Annotated in this window: 13 protein-coding genes; 5 read left to right on the top strand and 8 right to left on the bottom strand. The window is 46.1% G+C overall.

The annotated features are described in order from the left end of the window. Positions 1-218: 218 nt before the first annotated feature. On the bottom strand, positions 219-1,565 hold the full coding sequence (locus AB4161_RS00325; RefSeq protein WP_372082520.1) for a DUF4397 domain-containing protein: 1,347 nt from the start codon (positions 1,563-1,565) through the stop codon (positions 219-221). A 513-nt stretch (positions 1,566-2,078) separates the two neighbouring features. Between AB4161_RS00325 and AB4161_RS00320 the strand changes: the two genes are divergently transcribed. From AB4161_RS00320 to csdA, 3 genes are all read left to right on the top strand, one after another. Further along, entirely contained in the window at positions 2,079-2,963 is an 885-nt protein-coding gene (locus AB4161_RS00320; RefSeq protein ID WP_372082524.1) for an outer membrane protein OmpK, read from the top strand. 109 nt (positions 2,964-3,072) lie between these two features. Continuing rightward, complete coding sequence (gene panE, locus AB4161_RS00315; protein ID WP_372082522.1) at positions 3,073-3,993, top strand: 2-dehydropantoate 2-reductase; 921 nt, start codon at positions 3,073-3,075, stop codon at positions 3,991-3,993. Positions 3,994-4,052: 59 nt separating this feature from the next. After that, positions 4,053-5,264: a cysteine desulfurase CsdA gene (gene csdA / locus AB4161_RS00310; protein ID WP_372082518.1), complete on the top strand. Its 1,212-nt coding sequence runs from the start codon at positions 4,053-4,055 to the stop codon at positions 5,262-5,264. 68 nt (positions 5,265-5,332) lie between these two features. Here the strand turns inward: csdA and csdE are convergent, their stop codons facing one another. From csdE to AB4161_RS00290, 4 genes are all read right to left on the bottom strand, one after another. Continuing rightward, positions 5,333-5,761: a cysteine desulfurase sulfur acceptor subunit CsdE gene (gene csdE / locus AB4161_RS00305; protein WP_017059900.1), complete on the bottom strand. Its 429-nt coding sequence runs from the start codon at positions 5,759-5,761 to the stop codon at positions 5,333-5,335. 37 nt (positions 5,762-5,798) lie between these two features. Further along, on the bottom strand, positions 5,799-6,608 hold the full coding sequence (tcdA, locus tag AB4161_RS00300) for a tRNA cyclic N6-threonylcarbamoyladenosine(37) synthase TcdA (protein ID WP_372082517.1): 810 nt from the start codon (positions 6,606-6,608) through the stop codon (positions 5,799-5,801). Between the two features lie 113 nt (positions 6,609-6,721). Next, a complete protein-coding gene (gene mltA / locus AB4161_RS00295; RefSeq protein ID WP_017059898.1) occupies positions 6,722-7,834 on the bottom strand; it encodes a murein transglycosylase A in 1,113 nt (370 codons plus the stop codon). An 81-nt stretch (positions 7,835-7,915) separates the two neighbouring features. Beyond that, positions 7,916-8,389: a DUF2850 domain-containing protein gene (locus tag AB4161_RS00290; protein WP_372082521.1), complete on the bottom strand. Its 474-nt coding sequence runs from the start codon at positions 8,387-8,389 to the stop codon at positions 7,916-7,918. Between the two features lie 161 nt (positions 8,390-8,550). Between AB4161_RS00290 and argA the strand changes: the two genes are divergently transcribed. Next, positions 8,551-9,888 carry an amino-acid N-acetyltransferase gene (gene argA / locus AB4161_RS00285; protein ID WP_017065782.1) on the top strand — a complete coding sequence of 446 codons (1,338 nt, stop codon included), beginning with the start codon at positions 8,551-8,553 and terminating at the stop codon, positions 9,886-9,888. 283 nt (positions 9,889-10,171) lie between these two features. Next, entirely contained in the window at positions 10,172-10,363 is a 192-nt protein-coding gene (locus AB4161_RS00280) for a hypothetical protein (RefSeq protein WP_046224581.1), read from the top strand. A gap of 81 nt (positions 10,364-10,444) precedes the next feature. Here the strand turns inward: AB4161_RS00280 and recD are convergent, their stop codons facing one another. The 3 genes from recD to recC all read right to left on the bottom strand — a co-directional run bounded on the left by recD (position 10,445) and on the right by recC (position 20,215). Then, entirely contained in the window at positions 10,445-12,655 is a 2,211-nt protein-coding gene (gene recD, locus AB4161_RS00275) for an exodeoxyribonuclease V subunit alpha (protein ID WP_017064195.1), read from the bottom strand. Continuing rightward, complete coding sequence (recB, locus tag AB4161_RS00270) at positions 12,655-16,329, bottom strand: exodeoxyribonuclease V subunit beta (RefSeq protein ID WP_372082515.1); 3,675 nt, start codon at positions 16,327-16,329, stop codon at positions 12,655-12,657. Before recB ends, recD begins: the two co-directional genes overlap by 1 nt. Positions 16,330-16,738: 409 nt before the next feature. Then, entirely contained in the window at positions 16,739-20,215 is a 3,477-nt protein-coding gene (recC, locus tag AB4161_RS00265) for an exodeoxyribonuclease V subunit gamma (protein WP_372082514.1), read from the bottom strand. Positions 20,216-20,332: the final 117 nt, after the last annotated feature.

Here is a 20,332-nt window from a genome sequence, read left to right as displayed (position 1 = left end):
CCTACTATCAGATTTCTGTTCGTCACAACCAAGTTTTGCCATTTGCTTCCTTCAGATTTCACCTCACGGTGAACACCCTTGCATAGGCTAACGGTTCTCGCTCGACTGAGCCCGTAGAGGACTTTCACCTCCTAGATCAACGCCATGCTCGGCGCACAAAGAGAAGAGGGTAGCCCAGTGCTACCCTCTTTTACTTTCTGCCAGCAGAGACTTAAACGCTAATCTGTTGTATCACTTACGATTAAGTTAAAGCCTGTTCCCATCGAATCATCAATCGCGACGACTTGATAAACAACACCGTCAGCCAAAGTTGCAGGCGCAGAGTCAATGGCAACAGTAGTTGGGTCTCCTGCGACAGTAATTGTCACGTAGTAAGATCCCGCTGCAACATAAATACCATTCGCGTAATCTTTGAACTTCACATCACTTAGTGCCGGAGTGCTACCAGAGATTCCCACGTTCTCAGTCAAGTAGATATCAACAGATGCTGCGACTGGGTTTGCCGCCGCATGAGTAATATTTAACACCGCACTGGTTGCAACTGGGCGTCGACTTTCAGGAACAACGAGTGCTTCCAAATTGAGTGGACTTACCGTACCCACGGCATAAATGCTGTAATCCATTCCGGCAAATACAGCCACCCCGTCAGCATCAATCAATGCATTGGTCGTTGTGCCATCGGCAAAGATGTCAATATCATAAGTCCCTGCTGCTAAATCTAAGAATCCACGGATCTCTTTAAACATTAAATCAGCAAGTGGAGCAAATGCAGAACCGTTGACAAATGGGTCGACATCCGGCGCACCATCAACCAAATGCCCCACTCTCACTTCTGCCTTTTCTGCCATATCGTAGATTAAAGATGAACCCTGACCATCCATCACCATCAACTTCACCGGAGATGCACTGTTTGAATCAGCTCTTGGCACCGCCGCAATCGTTAGCTCGCTACCGCCAGAAAGAGTGATTTCTCCAGAGTCAAAAGCAATAGCACTACCGCTCACGGTTTCTAATCTCACTCGGTATTGCCCTGCTGGAATATTGAGTACGTCAGTAAAGTCTTTATAACCGAGAGTGCCAAGCGGAGCGCCCAATGGATCATTCGGTGCCGTTACGTATAAGTTCACATCCCCAACCCCTGTTGCCGCGTGAACAACTTGCACATCTAAGCTTGAACTCGTTGCCGTTCCCTCAGCAGGCCTTGTAACAACTAAAGCCTCAACCGGGTTATTCGAACCATCAGCATCGCCGACCACCATTACGGTGTAATCTAGATCACCGCTCAAATCGAATTGGCTTGGCGGAATCACAGTCGCTACTGCGTCACCTGGGAGGCGGACATCGACTTGCAGGGTTGTCTGTCCTTGATCTACTGAGGCATATCCGGATGCTTGAGCATAATCGACACCGCTCCAACGAGCCTGACTATTGACTAACACATTAGCCAACGGAGCATCTGGCGATGCATGTACAGCTTGCAGTTGAGTTGTTGGTTCGTCGTCATCATCACACCCAACAATGAAAAGGGCTGATATCGCTACAGCGAGTATAGGTGAATATTTCATCGGTCTTCTCTCCAAAAAAGTTAGACCAGTTCGTCACACAAATGATTAGTCCAATAACTAATCTTTAAAAAGTATTTCAAAATCTAGTGCAGTGAACTGTCTTTAATTCTCCGTGATTCAAAAAGTAGCTAGGTTCAAATCCCTAGGCAGTCATCACATGAGTTGTCCATCAATTGATTCCAACTCCACTACGCTGTTGGTCAAAAATAGATCAAAGACGAGGTTAAGAGGTGGTTTGAATGAGTCATTTTTTAAGAGAAAACGCTTAGAAAAGAATACTGTTGATTTTGATATGCATATCACTCTAATTAGTAGAATCGTTTGCTTAGCGCAGTATTCCACCTATTTATCCACAAAATAATCGAATTTCACAAAATCAATAGAATTAGAGGTGCATCAGGATGCATTGCCACCGTAAAGTTCCATCATTTAGATCATTAGTGTGATCGATCTCACTTTAATAATTGCAATTTTCACTCTGTCTCACTTTTATTTGAGAACAAAATCGCTATGATGCTCGGCATTCGGACACACAAACACGCACGGATTAGCGGGTCACTTATTTTAAACATAGAGAGTTCCATTATGCGTAAATCACTTTTAACTCTTGGTCTACTTGCTGCAACTTCAGCTCCTGCAATCGCAGCTGATTATTCAGAGGGTGTTCGTAGTAACGACTATTCATGGATGCAGTTTAATATCATGCATGTGCTTGATGAAAAGCCAGGAGATATCGACCACACTTACCTAGAAATGGAATTTGGCGGTCGTTCTGGAATTTTCGATCTTTATGGCTACGTTGATCTATTTAACCCAACAAATAACTCAACGAGCGCTAAAGATGGTGCTGACCGTCTGTTTATGAAGTTTAACCCACGTATGTCACTGGATGCAGCGACAGGTGTTGATTTATCTTTTGGTCCGCTACAAGAGCTCTACATTGCCAGCGAAAACATCATTGATGGTGGTGATAATGGCTATACTACTAAATGGGGTATCGGTTCTGACATCATGGTGCCTTGGTTTGGCAAAATGCAATTCAACCTATATGCACGCCACGAACTAACATCGCATGAGTGGAATGGTTACCAGATCTCGACTAACTGGTTTAAACCATTTATTAACTTTGAAAACGGTTCTTTCATCTCATACCAAGGCTACCTAGATTACGAATTCGGTATGGACGATACTGCTGATAACCTATCAGGTCACGGCGGTGCAATGTACAATGGTATTTACTGGCACTACAAGAACTACGCAGTAGGTTATGGTCTAAAACTTTACAGCAATGTTTATGGCCTACAAGACGGAGCTTATTTCGATAATGCAGCTCCTGAAAATGGTCGCTTCTCTACGTCTGGCGCAGCTCACTACTTTGCAGCGACGTACAAGTTCTAATCGAACCTCTGACAAAATTTCCTAAATGGCACCCTCGGTGCCATTTTTTATTGCTTTCATTTATGGCCTCGTTATCCTTGCAGCATCATTTTCTTATCTCGGTATTGCTGTGAATATCACGATTGTAGGGCCTGGTGCTATCGGCTCTTTATGGGCAATAAAACTGCTTCAAGCTGGTCATAATGTCTCTTTGTGGAGCCGTTCTTCCGACCACTCCATTGAGCTATCACTTGATGGACAACCCTCTCTCCCTATCAGTAACAACAATATCGAACGATTAGCCGCGAGTGATCTGGTTATCTTCACCGTCAAGGCTTGGCAAGTCGAAACCGCAACCACTCCGCTCCTCCAACATCTCGACCCAGACACCATTCTAATGTTCATGCACAATGGAATGGGCGCGGTCGATAATATTGCTACTCAAGTCGATGGTTACCCCGTTGTATTGGCGACCACGACTCAAGCCGCATTCAAACCCAGCCGTAATCATGTATCTCATACAGGGTTAGGCCACACCCAATTGGGTGCTTTTAACCAAGTCGGTCAGCAATGCACGTTTTTAGTTGATGTCCTCAACCATGCCCTGCCAGAGGTAAGCTGGAACCCTGAAATAAAAACTGCGCTTTGGACTAAGCTCGCGATTAACTGTGCCATAAATCCACTCACTGGGCTCAAGCAGATTAAGAATGGCGAACTTGCTGATCACCAATTTGAGGGGGTGTTGCGTTCGATAGTTCAAGAACTGACAGAAGTGATGCAAGCAGAAGGGATCGCCTGTTCATTCGATGAATTAGCAGCAAGCGTCAAACGCGTCATCCTAGCGACGGCAGAGAACTACTCTTCAATGCAGCAAGATATGTTTTATCAGCGTAAGACAGAGGTCGACTTCATTAGCGGCCATCTAATCAAGACAGCACTTAAGCACGGCATAAAGGTTCCTGTTAACCAAAAGCTGTTTGCTCAAGTCAAAGAGCAAGAAAAGCGCTGGGATCATGAATATTCGTCAGCAACGCTTAACAAGTCGCGATAAAATAACAAGACCGCTCAGCATAATGCTAGCACCCACTTTCAAGATTTAGGTAAGAACAGATGTTTGATATCAATCACATCCGAGAGCAGTTTCCTGCGCTATCCCAAACCATCAATCAACAACCGTTGATTTACTTAGACAGCGCGGCGACGACACAGAAGCCTCAGGTGGTTATTGATGCCATTAGCCAATATTACTCGAAGCAGAATGCCAATGTGCACCGTGGTAGCCATAGCTTAACAGCGAACGCGACCAGTCAGTTTGAAGCTGCCAGAGATAAGGTCGCTCAGTTTATCGGTGCAAGCTCTACAAAAGAGATCATCTGGACTCGCGGTGCAACCGAAGCGCTCAATTTAATTGCTCAAACTTACGCAAGAAGTATTCTTCAGCCTGGCGATGAGATCTTAGTGAGTGAAATGGAGCATCACGCTAACATAGTTCCTTGGCAAATTGTGGCAGAACAAACCGGGGCTAAAGTCGTTAAAGTACCGATGACACCGGATTGCGAATTTGACCTAGTCGCGTTTGATACGCTTTTAAATGAACGAACCAAGATTGTTGCATTAGCTCAGGTAACCAACGTAACGGGTTCTCGTCAGCCAATTGAAGCTGTCATAGAAAAAGCACACAAGATGAATGCGATTGTTGTGGTCGATGGCGCGCAAGGCATCGTCCATGAGCCTATTGATGTTGCAGCTTTAGGTGCGGATTTCTACGTATTCTCTGGACACAAGCTCTATGCCCCTGCGGGCATCGGTGTGCTTTACGGCAAGCTTGAATTGTTAGAAGCGATGCCACCTTGGCATGGTGGTGGCAAAATGGTCGAGCGCGTCTCTTTCTCTGGCACTACTTTTTCAGAACTGCCTGGCAAATTCGAAGCGGGCACGCCAAATGTGGCAGGAGCCATAGCACTAAGCACCGCAATAGAATGGTTAAGTGGTTTTGTACAACAAGATGTCGAAAATCATATCCACCAGCTACAGAACGAGACCTACCTTGCGCTCTGTAAACTGGATGATATTCAAGTATTGGGTTATCAACCTAACGCAAGTGTGATTACTTTTGTGATGGATGGTGTTCACCATCAAGATATAGCGACTCTACTGGATCAGCAAGGTATCGCGGTACGTGCAGGGCATCATTGTGCTCACCCATTAATGGATGCACTTAATGTGAAAGGAACGGTTCGAATTTCATTTGGTATTTACAACAACATGGATGATGTTGAAAAGCTCGTAGCGGCGATAGAAAAAGCCGTTGATATGCTTTAGCGAGTAGCGAAATTACTTAGGGTTGGCGTTTAACGTCAACCCTTTTGCTTCTGTGTATCTAGGAGATGTTAAGCACTTAGCTCTTGGATTTGAGCAACAATCGCTTTTAATCCATTACCGCGAGATGGGCTAAGGTGGGTAATTAGACCGATTTGTTCAAAGTAACCATCAATATCGAACGCTTGAACCTGCTCTGATGTTTTTCCATCATACGCAGCCATCACTAATGCAATCAGACCGCGCACAATACGAGCATCAGAATCAGCACAAAAGTGCCAAACACCGTCGATATTTTGAGAAACCAACCACACTTGGCTTTCACAGCCAGAGACAATCACCTGCTCACTTTTCAGTTCATCAGGCATCGTTGGCAGTTTCTTACCCCATTGAATCACTTGGCGATAACGGTCTTCCCAGCCGCTGAATGTCTGCATCTTCGCGACGATATCATCACTGGTAATTTCAGTGCCGAATGGAGAGCTTGGGAATGTGGTCATTTTAATATCCAGTCGATTGTTAATTGAGTAAAAGACGTTACTTAGCGTGCTTTTGAATCAGCTTTTCAACGATACGCGAAACAGCTACAAAACCAAACGTCGCCGTTACAACTGTTGCCGCACCAAAACCCGTCGCACAATCCATACGTTTTGGACCTTCTGCTGTCGCTTTCGCAGCACATACACTGCCGTCAGCTTGAGGGTATTTCAGCTGTTCAGTTGAGAACACACAATCGATACCAAACTTACGTGCTGGATTCTTAGGGAAGTTATGATGACGACGAAGGGTATCTTTTAGCTTCTTCGCTAGCGGATCTTGAATCGTCTTAGTCAGATCAGCCACTTTGATTTGAGTGGGATCGATTTGACCACCCGCACCACCGGTGGTGATCACCTTAATTTTGTTGCTACGACAATATGCCAACAGTGAAGCCTTAGCTTTCATGCTATCAATCGCATCTAACACAAAGTCGAACTCTTTCGATAGGTATTCAGCCTGATTGTCTGGGCCGATGAAGTCGTCAACCAAGTTAACTTTACACTCAGGGTTAATCAGCTTAACGCGCTCTGCCATCACTTCAATTTTGCTTTTACCAACGGTACCCGACATTGCGTGGATCTGACGGTTGATGTTGGTCACACACACATCATCCATATCGATCAAAGTCAGCTCACCTAAACCAGTACGAGCAAGCGCTTCAACCGCCCATGAACCTACACCGCCAATACCGATCACACACACGTGTGCTGCTCTAAGTATGTCGACTTCACTATTGCCATATAGGCGACGGGTGCCACCAAATCGTTGGTCATAGTTTTCTGAAGCTAGAGTGGTCAATTCACGCATTGTTGCCGCCAATTTATTTCTGAGAAAAAGAAAAGAGTGCGTTTTATACGCACTCTTGAATAAAAAGTCTAGGGGATTAGCGATTCGCTTTCAATGCCCTATTTTATTGTAGCTTACTCAACCTTTTCAGGAGGCAAAGCCCAAGGCGCTTCAGTTGCGCTGCCATCTAAACCGAGCTTCCACACACGACCAAAATGCTTGTAATGGCCCGCTTCTGTACCCGCTCGAGGGCCCATGCCGTGGTAAAGGTCCAAATGGTTTTGCTTAACCGCGCCGCCCGTATCCAAAACCAATAGCAGTCTTAGTTGATGAGCGCCGCTCCAAGTACCATCAGCATTCAGTAGTGGAACCTCAGCAAGAATCGGTGTTCCCATAGGTAAGATAGAGCGATCGCCCGCTACCGCCGCCATCGGTAATAGAGGAATGCCCGCGCTGCCCATTACCGATAGGTCGTCTCTCGCTTCAAAGAAAACGAAAGAAGGGTTTTGCTCAAGCAGCTCTTTCACTACTTCAGGATCGTTTGCCAATACCCACTCTTTGATTGCTTTTAGCGACATTTTTTCGCGTGGAACTAAGCCTCGTTCAATCAGAACACGGCCAATGCTCACATAAGCTTTATTATTCTTACCCGCGTAGGCGAAATACTGCAGCGTGTCATCATCACCGAAGTGCACAAATCCACTGCCCTGCACTTCCATCATAAATGGGTCGATGCGGTTTGCTGAATAACCTAGCTCAAGGCCTTGACCTTCTAATGCGCCGTTGTAAATCTCTTCGCGTGTTGGACACTCTTTGCCACACTCAGGAAGCCCGTAAACAGGGTAACGGTATTCTTCATTCGCTTCGTGGCGCAGCTCCATCACAGGAGAAAAGTAGCCCGTGAACAAAACATTGCCTTGTTTATCACCACCACCTAGTTGAGCGGTTTGAACGCCAAAATTCGCTAGCTCGCTTGGATCTCCACTCAGCATCGCCCACTCATTGAGTTGTTGATAAAGCGGCTCATAGATTTTAGCCATCGAAGGGGATTTAGAAACCACCATCTCAGCTTGTTCTGCAAATGCGGTGTAGTCTCTTGGTTTATTGGATTCAACCTGATCGACCTTATTCAAGGTGCGAGGAAATTCGTCATCAAGGTGTTGCTGAGCAAGATCAGTGGGTTGAGCACAGCCAAATAACAAAGAGGCAGCGACAAGGGGAAGCCATTTTTTAATCACAAGAGTCATCCTAAAAATTCTATGCATCGAGGATGACAAAAACAGTCAGATAACACAATCTTAGATTGTAAGAGTTTACAAGAAGATAACCTATCGGACGGAGTTATCGATATGGCCCTTAAGGCGGAAGATGGGATTGTAGTGACTGTCAGAATCGAGCACCATTTCTGTATTGTCAGAATTGGTCATGCGGAAGCGATACGTTTTATCCCCCGCCTTATATTCAAAGTAGTTACCATCGAACTCAAAGTTAGTCGAAATAACAGAGCCACCGACTGAGACACCGTTGGCATTTAGTACAAATTCATCGGTCGCATAATGTGCAACATCTTGCTCTATCCAAGTGCCGTATATCAGATTGTCGGGCGTCGCCGCATTTTGCACTCGGGAAAGCACATCGCCGAACAAAGAAACCACCGCAAACGAACCCACTAAGGCTAGAACCATTAAACAGCGTTCAATGATCTTACGCTTCAACTTAGATTGATTGCGCTGATCAGCTTCGCTGTAGAGACCTTTGGTTATCTCATCGATTTTGTTCTTTGTTGCTGGAGCTTGTTGCATTCGGTGACTACTCATAAGGATGCTATGCGCATTCTACACTGAGACAGTTTATATATTGAAGCCTAGATAAGAATAGTTTGCGCTTTATTCCAAAAAGGTGTTGTTTACATTTGAATTTAAATGCTAAATTATCGAATAAATAAACAAAATGGACTTGTTCTGTGAAATTAAGAAGTACAGCGCTAGTAAAAGGTTTCAGACAATCAACCCCTTACGTAAATGCTCACCGTGGCAAAACCATGGTCATTATGCTGGGAGGCGAAGCCGTTGCCGACAGGAACTTTGGTAACATTATTAGTGATATAGCCTTGCTCCACAGCCTTGGAGTAAAGATTGTTCTCGTTCACGGGGCAAGACCGCAGATCAACCAATTGCTCGCCAAGCAAGATTGCCATACGCCTTATCACAAGAATATTAGGGTCACTGATGAATATTCTTTGGGCGTCGCTATGCAGGCTGCTGGACAGCTTCAACTTGCCATCACCGCACGCCTCTCAATGAGCTTAAACAACACGCCGATGGCAGGCACTCAACTCAATGTTATGAGTGGTAACTTCATTACGGCTCAACCGCTTGGCGTGGATGACGGTACGGATTATTGCCATAGCGGGCGTATTCGTCGAATCGATATCGAAGGGATCAATCGCACGCTTGACCAAGGTTCAATTGTACTGCTTGGCCCTATTGCCAGCTCCGTGACAGGCGAAAGCTTTAACCTACTTTCTGAAGAGGTCGCTACCCAAGTTGCTATTCGTCTAAAGGCCGACAAGCTGATTGGCTTCTGCTCCGAACAAGGGGTAACAGATGAACGCGGTAACGTGCTCGCCGAACTCTTCCCTAAAGATGCCAAGCAAATTCTAGAACGATTAACGGAATCTCAAAATCCTGCCGAAGACATGAGCACAGGAACACTGCGCTTCTTGAAAGGAGCGATCTCCGCTTGTCGAGCTGGTGTGCCTCGTTGTCATCTAATCAGCTACAAGGTAGATGGCGCATTAATCCAAGAGTTGTTCTCTTTTGACGGTATTGGAACCCAAGTGGTCATGGCTAGTGCCGAGCAAGTAAGACAAGCTCAGATTGACGATATTGGTGGCATATTTGACCTTATTCGTCCTTTGGAAGAACAAGGCATTCTCGTTCGTCGCTCAAGAGAACAATTGGAACAAGAGATTCACCGCTTTACGATTATCGAAAAAGACGGACTGATTATTGGTTGCGCTGCACTATATGCGTATCCGGAAGATCACATGGCAGAGATGGCGTGTGTGGCGATTCACCCTGACTATCGCGATGGAAACCGTGGGCAATTGTTGCTGGATTACATGCGTCACCAATCAAAATCTCGTGATATCGACCAGATTTTTGTCCTTACTACGCACAGCCTTCACTGGTTCCGTGAACAGGGTTTTTACGAGATAGCGGTTGATGAATTACCGATGGAAAAACAAGGGTTATACAACTATCAGAGAAACTCAAAGATCTTGGCGCTCAACGTATAAATAAAGTTTTGGAGCACAATCTCACTTCGACAGAAAAATAATTGCAAATGTAATCGTTTTCTATATGAGATTTATTAACTATGCACTTTCACTCACACGTATAATTGTATAGAATTTAGACGCTTTAATAATCTTAACAAATGTTTTTATTGGAATTGCCCTCTCGATAGTCATGTCGAACTCATTGAGGTGGTCACTGCACGGATTGCTATACCCGTTGACGGCCAGCACGCTAACATTAGCTCTGCTCGTTAATATAAACAGCAAAAAGAGCAATATTGATATGAGAACCATTGTTTGTAACTCGCTGCAAAGTTTTTGGGATATGGCTGATAACCAATTCTTAGAAGGGCTAGACGTACACTGCGTGTTCCCTGTTAGCGAGAATCTAAAAGAGTTTATTTTGAATTGCCAAGCAAAGTACAAGATAAACCACATATCGTTTACTCGAGCGTTTTTAGGCTCTGATTCCTAATAACGCTCAAAGCAACCAAGGATGGTTGCTTTGTGTTTATCTAGCCCTAAGTTCAAAACCTTCTCTAGCCGTCCATAACGACTAATTCGTTAAGCGACTGCCTAAACCACTCACTCGCTCTGTTTTCACCTTAATCCCACGCTTCAACACATTTGTATCGCTGAACATCATCAGTCGTTTCTTCGCACGTGTAATACCTGTATAGATAAGCTCCCGCGTTAAAATAGGGCTGAAATCTGGCGGCAAGATCATTAAGGTCAGATCAAATTCACTACCCTGAGATTTGTGTATTGTCATTGCATAAGCCGTTTCATGATCGGGCACTCGGCTTGGTAGCACAGCTTTTACGCTGCCATCGGGCAACTCAAAATAGACCTTCAAACGAGGGGTTAAGTCAGGTTGACTAGAACCCGCCTCAAGCATACAGATACCAATATCACCATTGTACAAACCCAAGCCATGATCATTTCGCGTCACCATAACAGGACGTCCGTGATACCACAGCTCATCATTATGAGGGCTCACCAAACGCCTTGCGGCCAGTGCTCTTTCAATTCTGTGGTTGAGGCCTTTAACACCAAAATCCCCTTCACGAATGGAACACAACAGTCGGCATTGGCTGAACAAATCGAGTACCGATTTCGCTCTCGCTTCTTGAGTTTCTAACTCTTCCAACGGCACATTCATTCTATTGAGGTACGCACCATACTCGTTAACCAAAGTACGCAGCATCAGGTTATAGCTGTCACTCGACAGAGGGTGGTTTTCGATATCGCCAAAACCTTTGGCAAACACTTGGTCTACTTGATTCGCAGAACCATTATTGATTGCTTTTGCCAGCTGACCGATACCGGAGCGCGCATCGAAACGATAACTCTTCTGCAGCATACACAAGCTATCCGCAATCGCAGGCGGATTCACCGCTCCAGCTTTGTCTTGTCTTGGTTTAGCTATCGCATCAAAACCTGTCATCTCTGCAATCAAATTGCCTTGCGCTGTGCTGTACCCTGCAGAGTTGAATGAACAGATATCACCGAGCACAGCACCTGCCTCTACTGAAGCGAGTTGGTCTTTATCACCCAATAAGATGAGCCTTGCGTGCTCAGGAAGTGCATCCACCAGCTTATACATCATCGACAGATCAACCATTGAAGCTTCATCCACTACCAAGATATCAAGGTGGAGTGGATTGCGTCGGTTATGCCTAAACTCAGCACGGTTAGGAATCGCGCCGAGTAATCTGTGTAAGGTGCTCGATTCGGTCGGTATGTTGGCTTTCACTTCAGGCGCTAATGGCAGCTGTTCAATTGCTTTACCGATCGACTCGGTTAAACGCGCCGCCGCTTTACCCGTTGGTGCCACTAGCTTAATCGTTGGTGTTTTACCTTGGCTGAGAGATTGCTCGACCATCGCCGACAGTAATTTGGTTACCGTGGTTGTTTTACCAGTACCCGGCCCACCAGAAATCACCGCAAAACGACGACTCAGCGCCACCGCTGCCGCGACTTTTTGCCAGTTCAAACATGCCGATAACGGCACCAAGTCGTCCAACACATCTAAGTCCGTCACCTGCTTAGCTTGTACAATCGCTTGGTCGATTGATCCCCAATCTAAAGCTTGCTCATTCACAATATCAAGATGGTCACACACCAATTGTTGGCGTAATACCTGAGACGTCTGCTGATTTGCTTCAGCCCTGGCTAAGGCGTTAAACAGAAAATGATAGCTACGTGCAAAAAGCAGATTGAGCGTTTCAGTCAGCGCTTTTTTCTGCTCAGTATTGAACTCTACCGGCTTACTTAAACGGTTTAAGGTCTCAGCCAACACAACTTCGTAGTTCCAATAACGCTGTAAATAGACACGCTGCCCATCGAACATTAGAGGCTTAACACAATCGTTGGTCGTTCCCACTAAGTTTGATGATTGAAGCACAGCCACCCAATCAATACCCAACAGTTTTTGGTTCAATTGCAGTGCAGTTTCACCGTATAACCCAAGTAACTGAGCAAGATCTGCCGCTAGTTCAGGGCCTGTCGTATGCTGCTGTATAAGCTGAGTACAAATGTGTCCTTTGCCTAATTCATGGCTCACTACCCCCGCGAGAAAGCCGATCTCTTGAGGGTAGCTCGTGGCTTGCTGAGCAAGAAAACGGGCAAATTGATAATCCAACTGACGAATAGAACCCTTATCCGCAAGAAACTGGAGTACATCCATCAGTTGCTCAGGAATAAGTGAAACTGGCTTTGCTGTGTTCGCAGTATCTATGCCGGTATTAGTGGTCGTTGTTGTCATTATAAAAGCCCCATCTGTCCAGTTTCATCGTCATTCAATTGTGCCGAACGTCTGTCTATCACTTTACCGTCAATCAATTGATCCATTTCATCAAGTAAAACCAGTGTTGGTTTCGCCGAGAAAATACCTTGCTGAGATTGGCCGTCCATTCCTCGTAAGAACAAGTAGTACACGCCACCAAAATGTTGTTCGTAGCTGTAATTGGCAACGCGGCTGCGTAAGAAACGGTGCAACGCCAATGCATAGATTTGATATTGCAAATCATAGCGATGGTCGGCCATCGCCGATTTCAATGCCTCGCCATGGTAGACAGCAACATCATCTCCTAAGTGATTCGATTTCCAGTCGAGTACATAGTATTTACCTTGGTGCTCAAACACCAAATCGATGAAGCCTTTCAACATACCTTGCACGGTTTGGAAACCTAGATCGCCCGCTTTGGCTGACAATGGATCGTGATATTGAATGGTTTGATTCAGTTCAGATGCAGCCAATACTTCGATCGGCAGTAAGAACTCCATCTCAACTAATCGTTGTGTTGAGTCTTTCTCACTTAGTTTTAAGCTCTTACCATCCAACGCGGTGTTCAGTACCGTATCGACCAGTTGCTGAAGCACAGGTAGCCACTCGAGTTCGTATTGCTCTGATTCTAATAAGTGAGTGATTACTTGCGTGTTATGTTCACTGGTTGCTGGCTCGGTAAATTCAACCTCCTCAAACAAGGTGTGTAAGAAAGTACCTGGGCGAGCACCACGAGGGAACGTAAAGATAGAGCGTTCAGGCTCAATCAACTCAGACTCATCCTGCTCATCAGCCGAATCAATATCAAAGCCAGACACCTCAATGGTCGCGTCATGACTCGCACCGTGACTGCCTTGCTTTACAAGCCCCGAGTAACTGGTGATACGCCAAGCCCGGTCGATTGAAGCCTTGAGTTCGCTCGCATGTAAGTCTTCGCTCACTTGCTCGGTTTGTACAAACACTTGCTCGTGAGCGGTTGGTGTTTCAGACAGCAATACGCTTGAATTCTTACCCTCAATCGCTGACAGAGCTTGATGTAACTCGGCGATGCCTTGCTCTTGTCCGTTTTGAACCAAGTAGCCCATGGCACTCAAGTGAACGCCGGTCGGCTCTTTGGTTGAACGCCCTTTACGCAGTGGTGCCATGCCAATAAAACATCCATAAACAGCACGAGTCAGCGCCACGTAAATCAAACGTAAGTCTTCCGCCAATCGCTCTTTGTCGGCTTGAGCTAAGGCACTGTCGCTACCCGTAATATCAAGTACCGTGGTATCTGAGTCATGGTCGTAGAACTTACCTTCACTCGCTTCACGATAGCTTGCAACGAACGGCAAAAATACTAAGTCATATTCCAAGCCTTTCGATTTATGAATGGTAACGATTTGAACCAAGTTTCTTTCTGATTCAAGGCGTTGAATGTCGTCGTCACTGCCACCTAAACCATTTTGTGCATCTGAGATTGCTTCAGCCAGCCAACGCAACAAGCCATAGTCACTGTCGAGTTCTTGTCTTGCTTGTTGCAACAATTCGCCAATGTGCATTAAATCAGTGAGTGAGCGCTCACCATTTTCTTCTTCCAGTAAGCGTTCCGCGAGGTGTCGTTTACTGATCACGCTGCGAAGCATTGGCAACACGCCGCGCTGAAGCCACAACTTACGATATTCTCTAAACTCGTTAACGACGTTTTCCCACACCACTTCATCGTTGTTGAGTTCATCCAATGATGCGGCATCCAGAGCAAACAACTCCGACGCTAAACTGGCGCGTAATGCTCGGTCATTTTCAGGTGTCAGCACCGCCTGCAACAAACGTTGAATATCTTGTGCGACCAAGCTGGTGAACACACTGTCTCGGTTGGATAAATACACGCTCGCAATGCCTTGTTCCGACAACGCGTTCTTAATCAGACGACCTTCACTACCGGTTCGAACCAAAACAGCAATATCACCCGCATTCACGGCATGTTGTTTTTTGCCGTTATCAAAATAGGCTTGTTGATTTTGAGAAGCGGTCAGAATAGTTTGAATTTGACTCGCTGTCGCTTCTGCCATTGCCTTGTGATATTCACCTTTCGGCAATGGCTTATCTTCAGCCTCTTGCAGCCAAAAGGTAAGTGCGTGCTGAGTTTCTCCGTTCATCACCCATTGGCGTTTGTCGGCTGATGGACTGGCAGCAACGGGCAAAAATGGAATGTCTTGATCGTAGATAAACGGGCTGTCCGAATTCATAAACACTTGGTTTACTGCACTGACCATATCGGCACTTGAGCGCCAGTTAGTGCCTAAGGTGTAGTGAGCACTAACTTGGTTTCTCGCCTTGATATAGGTAAAGATATCTGCGCCACGGAAGCCATAAATCGCCTGCTTTGGGTCACCGATCATAAATAAGCCGCACTGCGGATTATCAAGATAGATTCGGCTAAAAATACTGTATTGCAGTGGGTCGGTATCCTGAAATTCATCGATCATCGCCACCGGGTAGAGCGTGCGAATCCTTTCCACCAGCAGTGACTGCTCATCGACATCGATCGACGCAGATAACTGGGTCAGTAGGTCATCAAACGACAACCACTGCTTTTGCTGTTTCGCCTTGACGAGCATAGTTCGACAATGAGTAATCGCATGCGCCAATAACGGAGCTTTCAAATCAGCTGGGTGATTTAAGAAATCCTCAATCGCTCCGAAAACTGCATGCTGAGGTGCAGTGCCTTTCGGTGTTTTTTCAATGAGAGTGGCTTGCGAGAACTTCTCTAACTTATCTGGATATTGATAATCATGAGTGTCGCTCTGCGCCCATGCTGTCACCGCTTCTAACCATGTCGGCAGAGACTTCTTGGTGTAGCTACGTTTGTTCACATCCGAAGCAGAGATCAAAGCCAAAAAGTCCGCTTCGGATTCACACCATAGCGCTTTAAGTTGCTTCACTTTATCTAGGTTTTGGTTGTGCAGAGTTTGCAGGTCGCCCGACATCGCATCTACCGTCAATTTCAGCGGAGATCCTGTCAGATAACGATTTACGTCTGCTAATAACGCAGCCGGTGAACCCCAAATATTACGAACCTCACCAGCCAGTTGAGTCGGCAGCGGGTAAAACTGCTTACGCCAGTAGTCAGCAACCACTTGCGCTTTTAGGTGACTTTCATCGGTCACAAATTCATTATCAAAGCGGCTTCCAGACTCGAAGGCATTTTGAGTCAACATACGCTGACAGAAGCCGTGAATGGTGTAGACCGCCGCTTCATCCATTTGCCTTTCGGCATTGAGCAGTGTTTTCGCAGCGCCTGCGTGGTCTTCGATCTCTTGCAACAGAGGCGCAATCACTGGGTCATCACTTTGCCCGCGAGCAAACGCAATGCGTGCATCATGGATTCGTGCACGGATACGATCTCGCAGCTCTGCGGTTGCCGCTTCGGTAAAAGTCACGACCAGAATTTGATCTACGGTAAGTGGCTCATGATGTCGGGTAGCTTCTGTAAGCTCTCCTGTTGGTGCTGCCGTGCCGTGTCCGAGCAGTAAGCGTAAGTACAAGCCAGCGATAGTAAATGTTTTACCAGTACCCGCCGATGCTTCAATTAAACGCGCGCCATGAAGTGGAAACGTCATGGTATTGAGTGTCTGTGGAGCAATTACCTGAACACTGCTTGTGGTCGTCATGCCTTACTGCCTTCTGATAAATATGTTGTTACAAATGTGACCTAGCGTGGAAAACGTCATTCAATTTACGTCCTACGCTGATTTGTTAATAGTTAGTGCGATCTCTCTCACGGATCAATTCGGATCGCCTCGCTACTATGCGCCCACGAGTTCAGGAGCACGTACGAGTTTTGTACTTTACGGCGTTACTTTGAACCACAGAATAATGGTCCCTCTGACCTGTGGCCGTACAGCGAACGCCCTACACTAATAATGATTTACTGGCGGCCACTTTATTTCCTGTACCTTGCTTCTATTCACCTTGATTCCCTTCATCTTGAAAGCAAGCGTACCAAACGCTTACCAGCGACTCTCTTTTGTCTTTCATTAATTCAGCGCACTCGCTATTGATCTTATCGATCACAGCCACCTACTCCTGATCTTCCAGATCGGCAGTAGCCAACCTTGCCGCCTGTAGCACAAGCGTTGAATACATACGCGACTCAGTAGCCAATTCATCGTCCCATTTAGACCAGATTCGTGAGATGTAGGTATCTCTACCCTCGCCCGTGAAGGCGAAGCTGTCATTAAAGGTATCGGCCATTTTCTTGAGTGACTTTTCTTCATCATCGACCCACTTACCACGGCTAAAGCCCGCTTCAACACCAGCTAATGCCGTTTTCGGGAAGTATGGCAATGGTGCAGTCATACCTTGATAAAACAGTCGTACTAACTCAGCTAATATACTCTTCGCTTGCTGCGCATCGCCGATAGGTTGTAGCGTTTGGTGAACCACGCCCTCTTTTCTGTCATAGCCAATAATATGGGTCGTTTTTCCGTGTCCCATAACAGCGCAGGATAGATGATCAATCCACGCAGCCAAGTAATCTTGAGAGCGTATTTTGCCGCTACGGAAACGCACTAGACCTGATTGATAGTTTTGAGTTAACCACCCCATCAAGCGAACAGGCTTACCTTCGCCTAACACGTCAAACTCGATATTCACTTCGAGATCTTGCTGCGGTGATCCGCTCACAAATCTAATCTCTTTGGCTAAGTCTTCCGCTTGAACACGATTGGTTTCAAATTCGATGTCACCAAAGGCGCCGACCGGTAATCGACCTTGGGCTTTTTGCTCAGAGACAAACAGTCGCACCGCTTCGTCTGCACCTTCTGGGTGGTCCAGCAACACTTGCAGCAGCGCATCTTTAAGCTGGAAGCTCTCTAGGCCATTGAGTACGAATGGCTCATCGTCTTCCATTACAGGAAGTGGCGGTTCAAACACCACTTTGAGACGGCGATTAAAGAAGTACTGCACTGGCAAACGCCAAAAACGCTGTAACTCAACCAGGTCCAATTCCAACGGGTACGTTGCCCCCAACAAATAGTCATCCAATGCACGATTGAATTCACCACTGCGCTCACCAGAACGATTTGCCGCAGGAAGCCATTCTTTGGCGTAGCTCAATACATGACCTGCATCACCTTGCGTAAAGGCTGCTGGGCTAAATGGTGTCATGGTGTGTTCAAAGCTGATTGCTTGAGTCAGTTTGATACCAGAATCATCACTTGGTAACGCTTGATCTGCACTTAGGCAGTAGTTCTGGTGGCAGTACTCAATCAACTCAGAAACCAATACCGACGGTACTCGCTCAGTATTATCTTGAATCGAGCGGCCGACATAACTGATGTATAAACACTCTTGCGCCGACAACATCGCTTCTAAGAATAGGTAACGGTCATCATCACGACGAGAACGATCTCCCGGACGAGTGCGTCCGTTCATCAAATCAAAACCTTCCGGCGGCATTGAGCGTGGGTAAACACCGTCATTCATGCCTAATAGACAAACAGTTTTGAACGGGATAGAACGCATCGGCATCAGGGTACAAAAGTTCACTTGCCCCGCTAAGAAACGCTGACTGATACGCGCACCCGACAGTTTATTGTTTAAGTACTGATAGATAATGCTTAGCGATAGTTCTTGTTCGTACAAGGCATCATCAAGCTGTTCATTCAGTTGAGAAAGTGCATCACGAATCGACTTAAGCACCACCTCGCCTTCTAGCTCAACGGCGAAGAAATCATCAATCATTTGCAGCAAGGTTTCACGCCACATATCGATGGATTGCGTCTCAGCAAGGCGTTGACGGTAATGGGCAATACGATCAATAAAGTGCGCTAACTTACCAGCAAGTTCGGCGTTAATGCCCTGAACTTCGTTATAAGCTGCAATTGGAGAGTGTCCAGTTTCAAACAAACCTGCGGAATCCGACATCGCATAACCCAGTAACATACGCTGGATACCAAATAGCCAAGTATTTTGCTCGGTGGCAGGCAAATCAAACTCTGTTGCCGTAGAAGAATCGACGCCCCAGCGGATACCCGCTTCTTCAACCCACTGCTTAGCTTGTTCAAATTGAAATTCATCAATACCGAAGCGTGCCATCATCGCTGGGATTTCTAATAGCTCTAGAAGTTCAGAAGCTAGACAACGCGTGTTCGGTAACGCGACCAACTGCATGAACGCGGTCAGAATTGGGCTCTCTTGGTCTGCAGTTCTATCAGAGATCGAGTAAGGGATATAACGCTCACCCGGAGCATTACCAAATACCGCCTGAATAGCAGGGCTGTAAGCATTGATGTCTGCCACCATCACAATGATATCGCGTGGTTTTAAGCTTGGATCAGCATCAAACATCGCTAACAACTGGTCATGGAGAACCTCCACCTCGCGCATTGGGCTGTGACAAGCGTGTACCGTCAACGAACGATCGCCCAGCTCAACCACTTGTTTGTGGTTGCTGGAGTCTAAGATGTGATCGTCTTGGTGCTCTTCTAACTCAAGAATATCGGCTTGCAGTTGATGCAGCAGGCTGTCTCTCTCGACATCAATAAAGAACTCATGCTCTTCGCTGTCTGATTGAGACAGCAAGAACAGGTTATCTCTGCCCAGTTTACCCATAGACGCCAGTAAGCTATTACCGACCGCTTGGCTGGTATGCAGTTCGTCTTCAATATTGGCTTCAATGCCATCTTTTAATGGTGAGACTTCGCCTTCTAGCTGAGGTAAACCATCAACCAAAGCAAACTGCTTACGACGCTGCGCTTCCACTCTCGCCAAGTATTTACGGTCACGAATATCGCCCCAGTAATGTTGGCAAGGGTTGGTAAACATCAGGTGGACATCAATCTGCTCGCCAAGCGCTTTCAATGCGTCCATATAACGAGGAGGCAGTGACGAAATACCAAACACAAACAGACGTTTCGGCAGGTGTTGTAACTGGCCTTGTTGATTAGCTAACGCTTCAATGAAGTCGTGATACAAGTTACCACGGTGATATTTCGATTGGCCTTGAGAGAGCGTTTGCTCGTAGAGTGCCTTCCACAAAATCGGCTGCCAAGGGTGCTCTTGTTGCCCTTCACTATCAATCAATTCTGCAACGGGTTCTCCCGCTTCCCACATCGCCATCCACTCCGGTCGATACACCAAGTAACCATCGAAGATGTCGGCAATTTTCTCTGCCAATTGGTACAACTTCGAATCATCTTCGTCGTTTTCAAGGTAGCGTTGTAGAGGTAAAAAATCAGGGTGGTCAAGCTTAGCGGGTAACAAACTCATCAGCTTCCATGTCATCGCTTCCTTGTTAAAAGCACTGCGTTTAGGTACATCAGGAAGCACTTGGGTAAACATATCCCAAATGAAGGTTGCTGGAAGAGGAAAGTCTATATTTGCTGCTACACCAAACTCTTTGGCGAGTTCCATCTTAAGCCATTGAGACATACCTGGGCTCTGAACCAAGATCTGCTCTTTTTCGAAAGGGTTGGCTAAAGGATCACTTTTGATTAAATGAACGAGAAGGATTTTTAAAGTATCGACTTTATTGGAATGGTAAACAGTAAACAAAGTGCACTCACGCTAATCTTGCCACAATATACTGCCAGATTAGCATAAGTGCCGAGTTTGGATTAGGAATATAAGCTTATGAAATACTGAAAACTTAAGCTCCGTTTATCTTTTGAA

Source organism: Vibrio sp. 10N.286.51.E5 (genome assembly GCF_041469125.1).
Classification (GTDB): Bacteria; Pseudomonadota; Gammaproteobacteria; order Enterobacterales; family Vibrionaceae; genus Vibrio; species Vibrio crassostreae_C.
The sequence above is the reverse complement of the archived record's forward strand: the minus strand, read 5'-3'. Positions and strand labels throughout refer to the sequence as shown.

Coding starts and splice junctions, on each gene's coding strand:
- mltA (WP_017059898.1), bottom strand. CDS start 7,834: ATGACTCTTGTGATTAAAAAATGGCTTCCCCTTGTCGCTGCCTCTTTG.
- csdE (WP_017059900.1), bottom strand. CDS start 5,761: ATGACCACATTCCCAAGCTCTCCATTCGGCACTGAAATTACCAGTGAT.
- recD (WP_017064195.1), bottom strand. CDS start 12,655: ATGACAACAACGACCACTAATACCGGCATAGATACTGCGAACACAGCA.
- AB4161_RS00320 (WP_372082524.1), top strand. CDS start 2,079: ATGCTCGGCATTCGGACACACAAACACGCACGGATTAGCGGGTCACTT.
- AB4161_RS00325 (WP_372082520.1), bottom strand. CDS start 1,565: ATGAAATATTCACCTATACTCGCTGTAGCGATATCAGCCCTTTTCATT.
- tcdA (WP_372082517.1), bottom strand. CDS start 6,608: ATGCGTGAATTGACCACTCTAGCTTCAGAAAACTATGACCAACGATTT.
- csdA (WP_372082518.1), top strand. CDS start 4,053: ATGTTTGATATCAATCACATCCGAGAGCAGTTTCCTGCGCTATCCCAA.
- AB4161_RS00290 (WP_372082521.1), bottom strand. CDS start 8,389: ATGCAACAAGCTCCAGCAACAAAGAACAAAATCGATGAGATAACCAAA.
- recB (WP_372082515.1), bottom strand. CDS start 16,329: ATGACGACCACAAGCAGTGTTCAGGTAATTGCTCCACAGACACTCAAT.
- AB4161_RS00280 (WP_046224581.1), top strand. CDS start 10,172: ATGAGAACCATTGTTTGTAACTCGCTGCAAAGTTTTTGGGATATGGCT.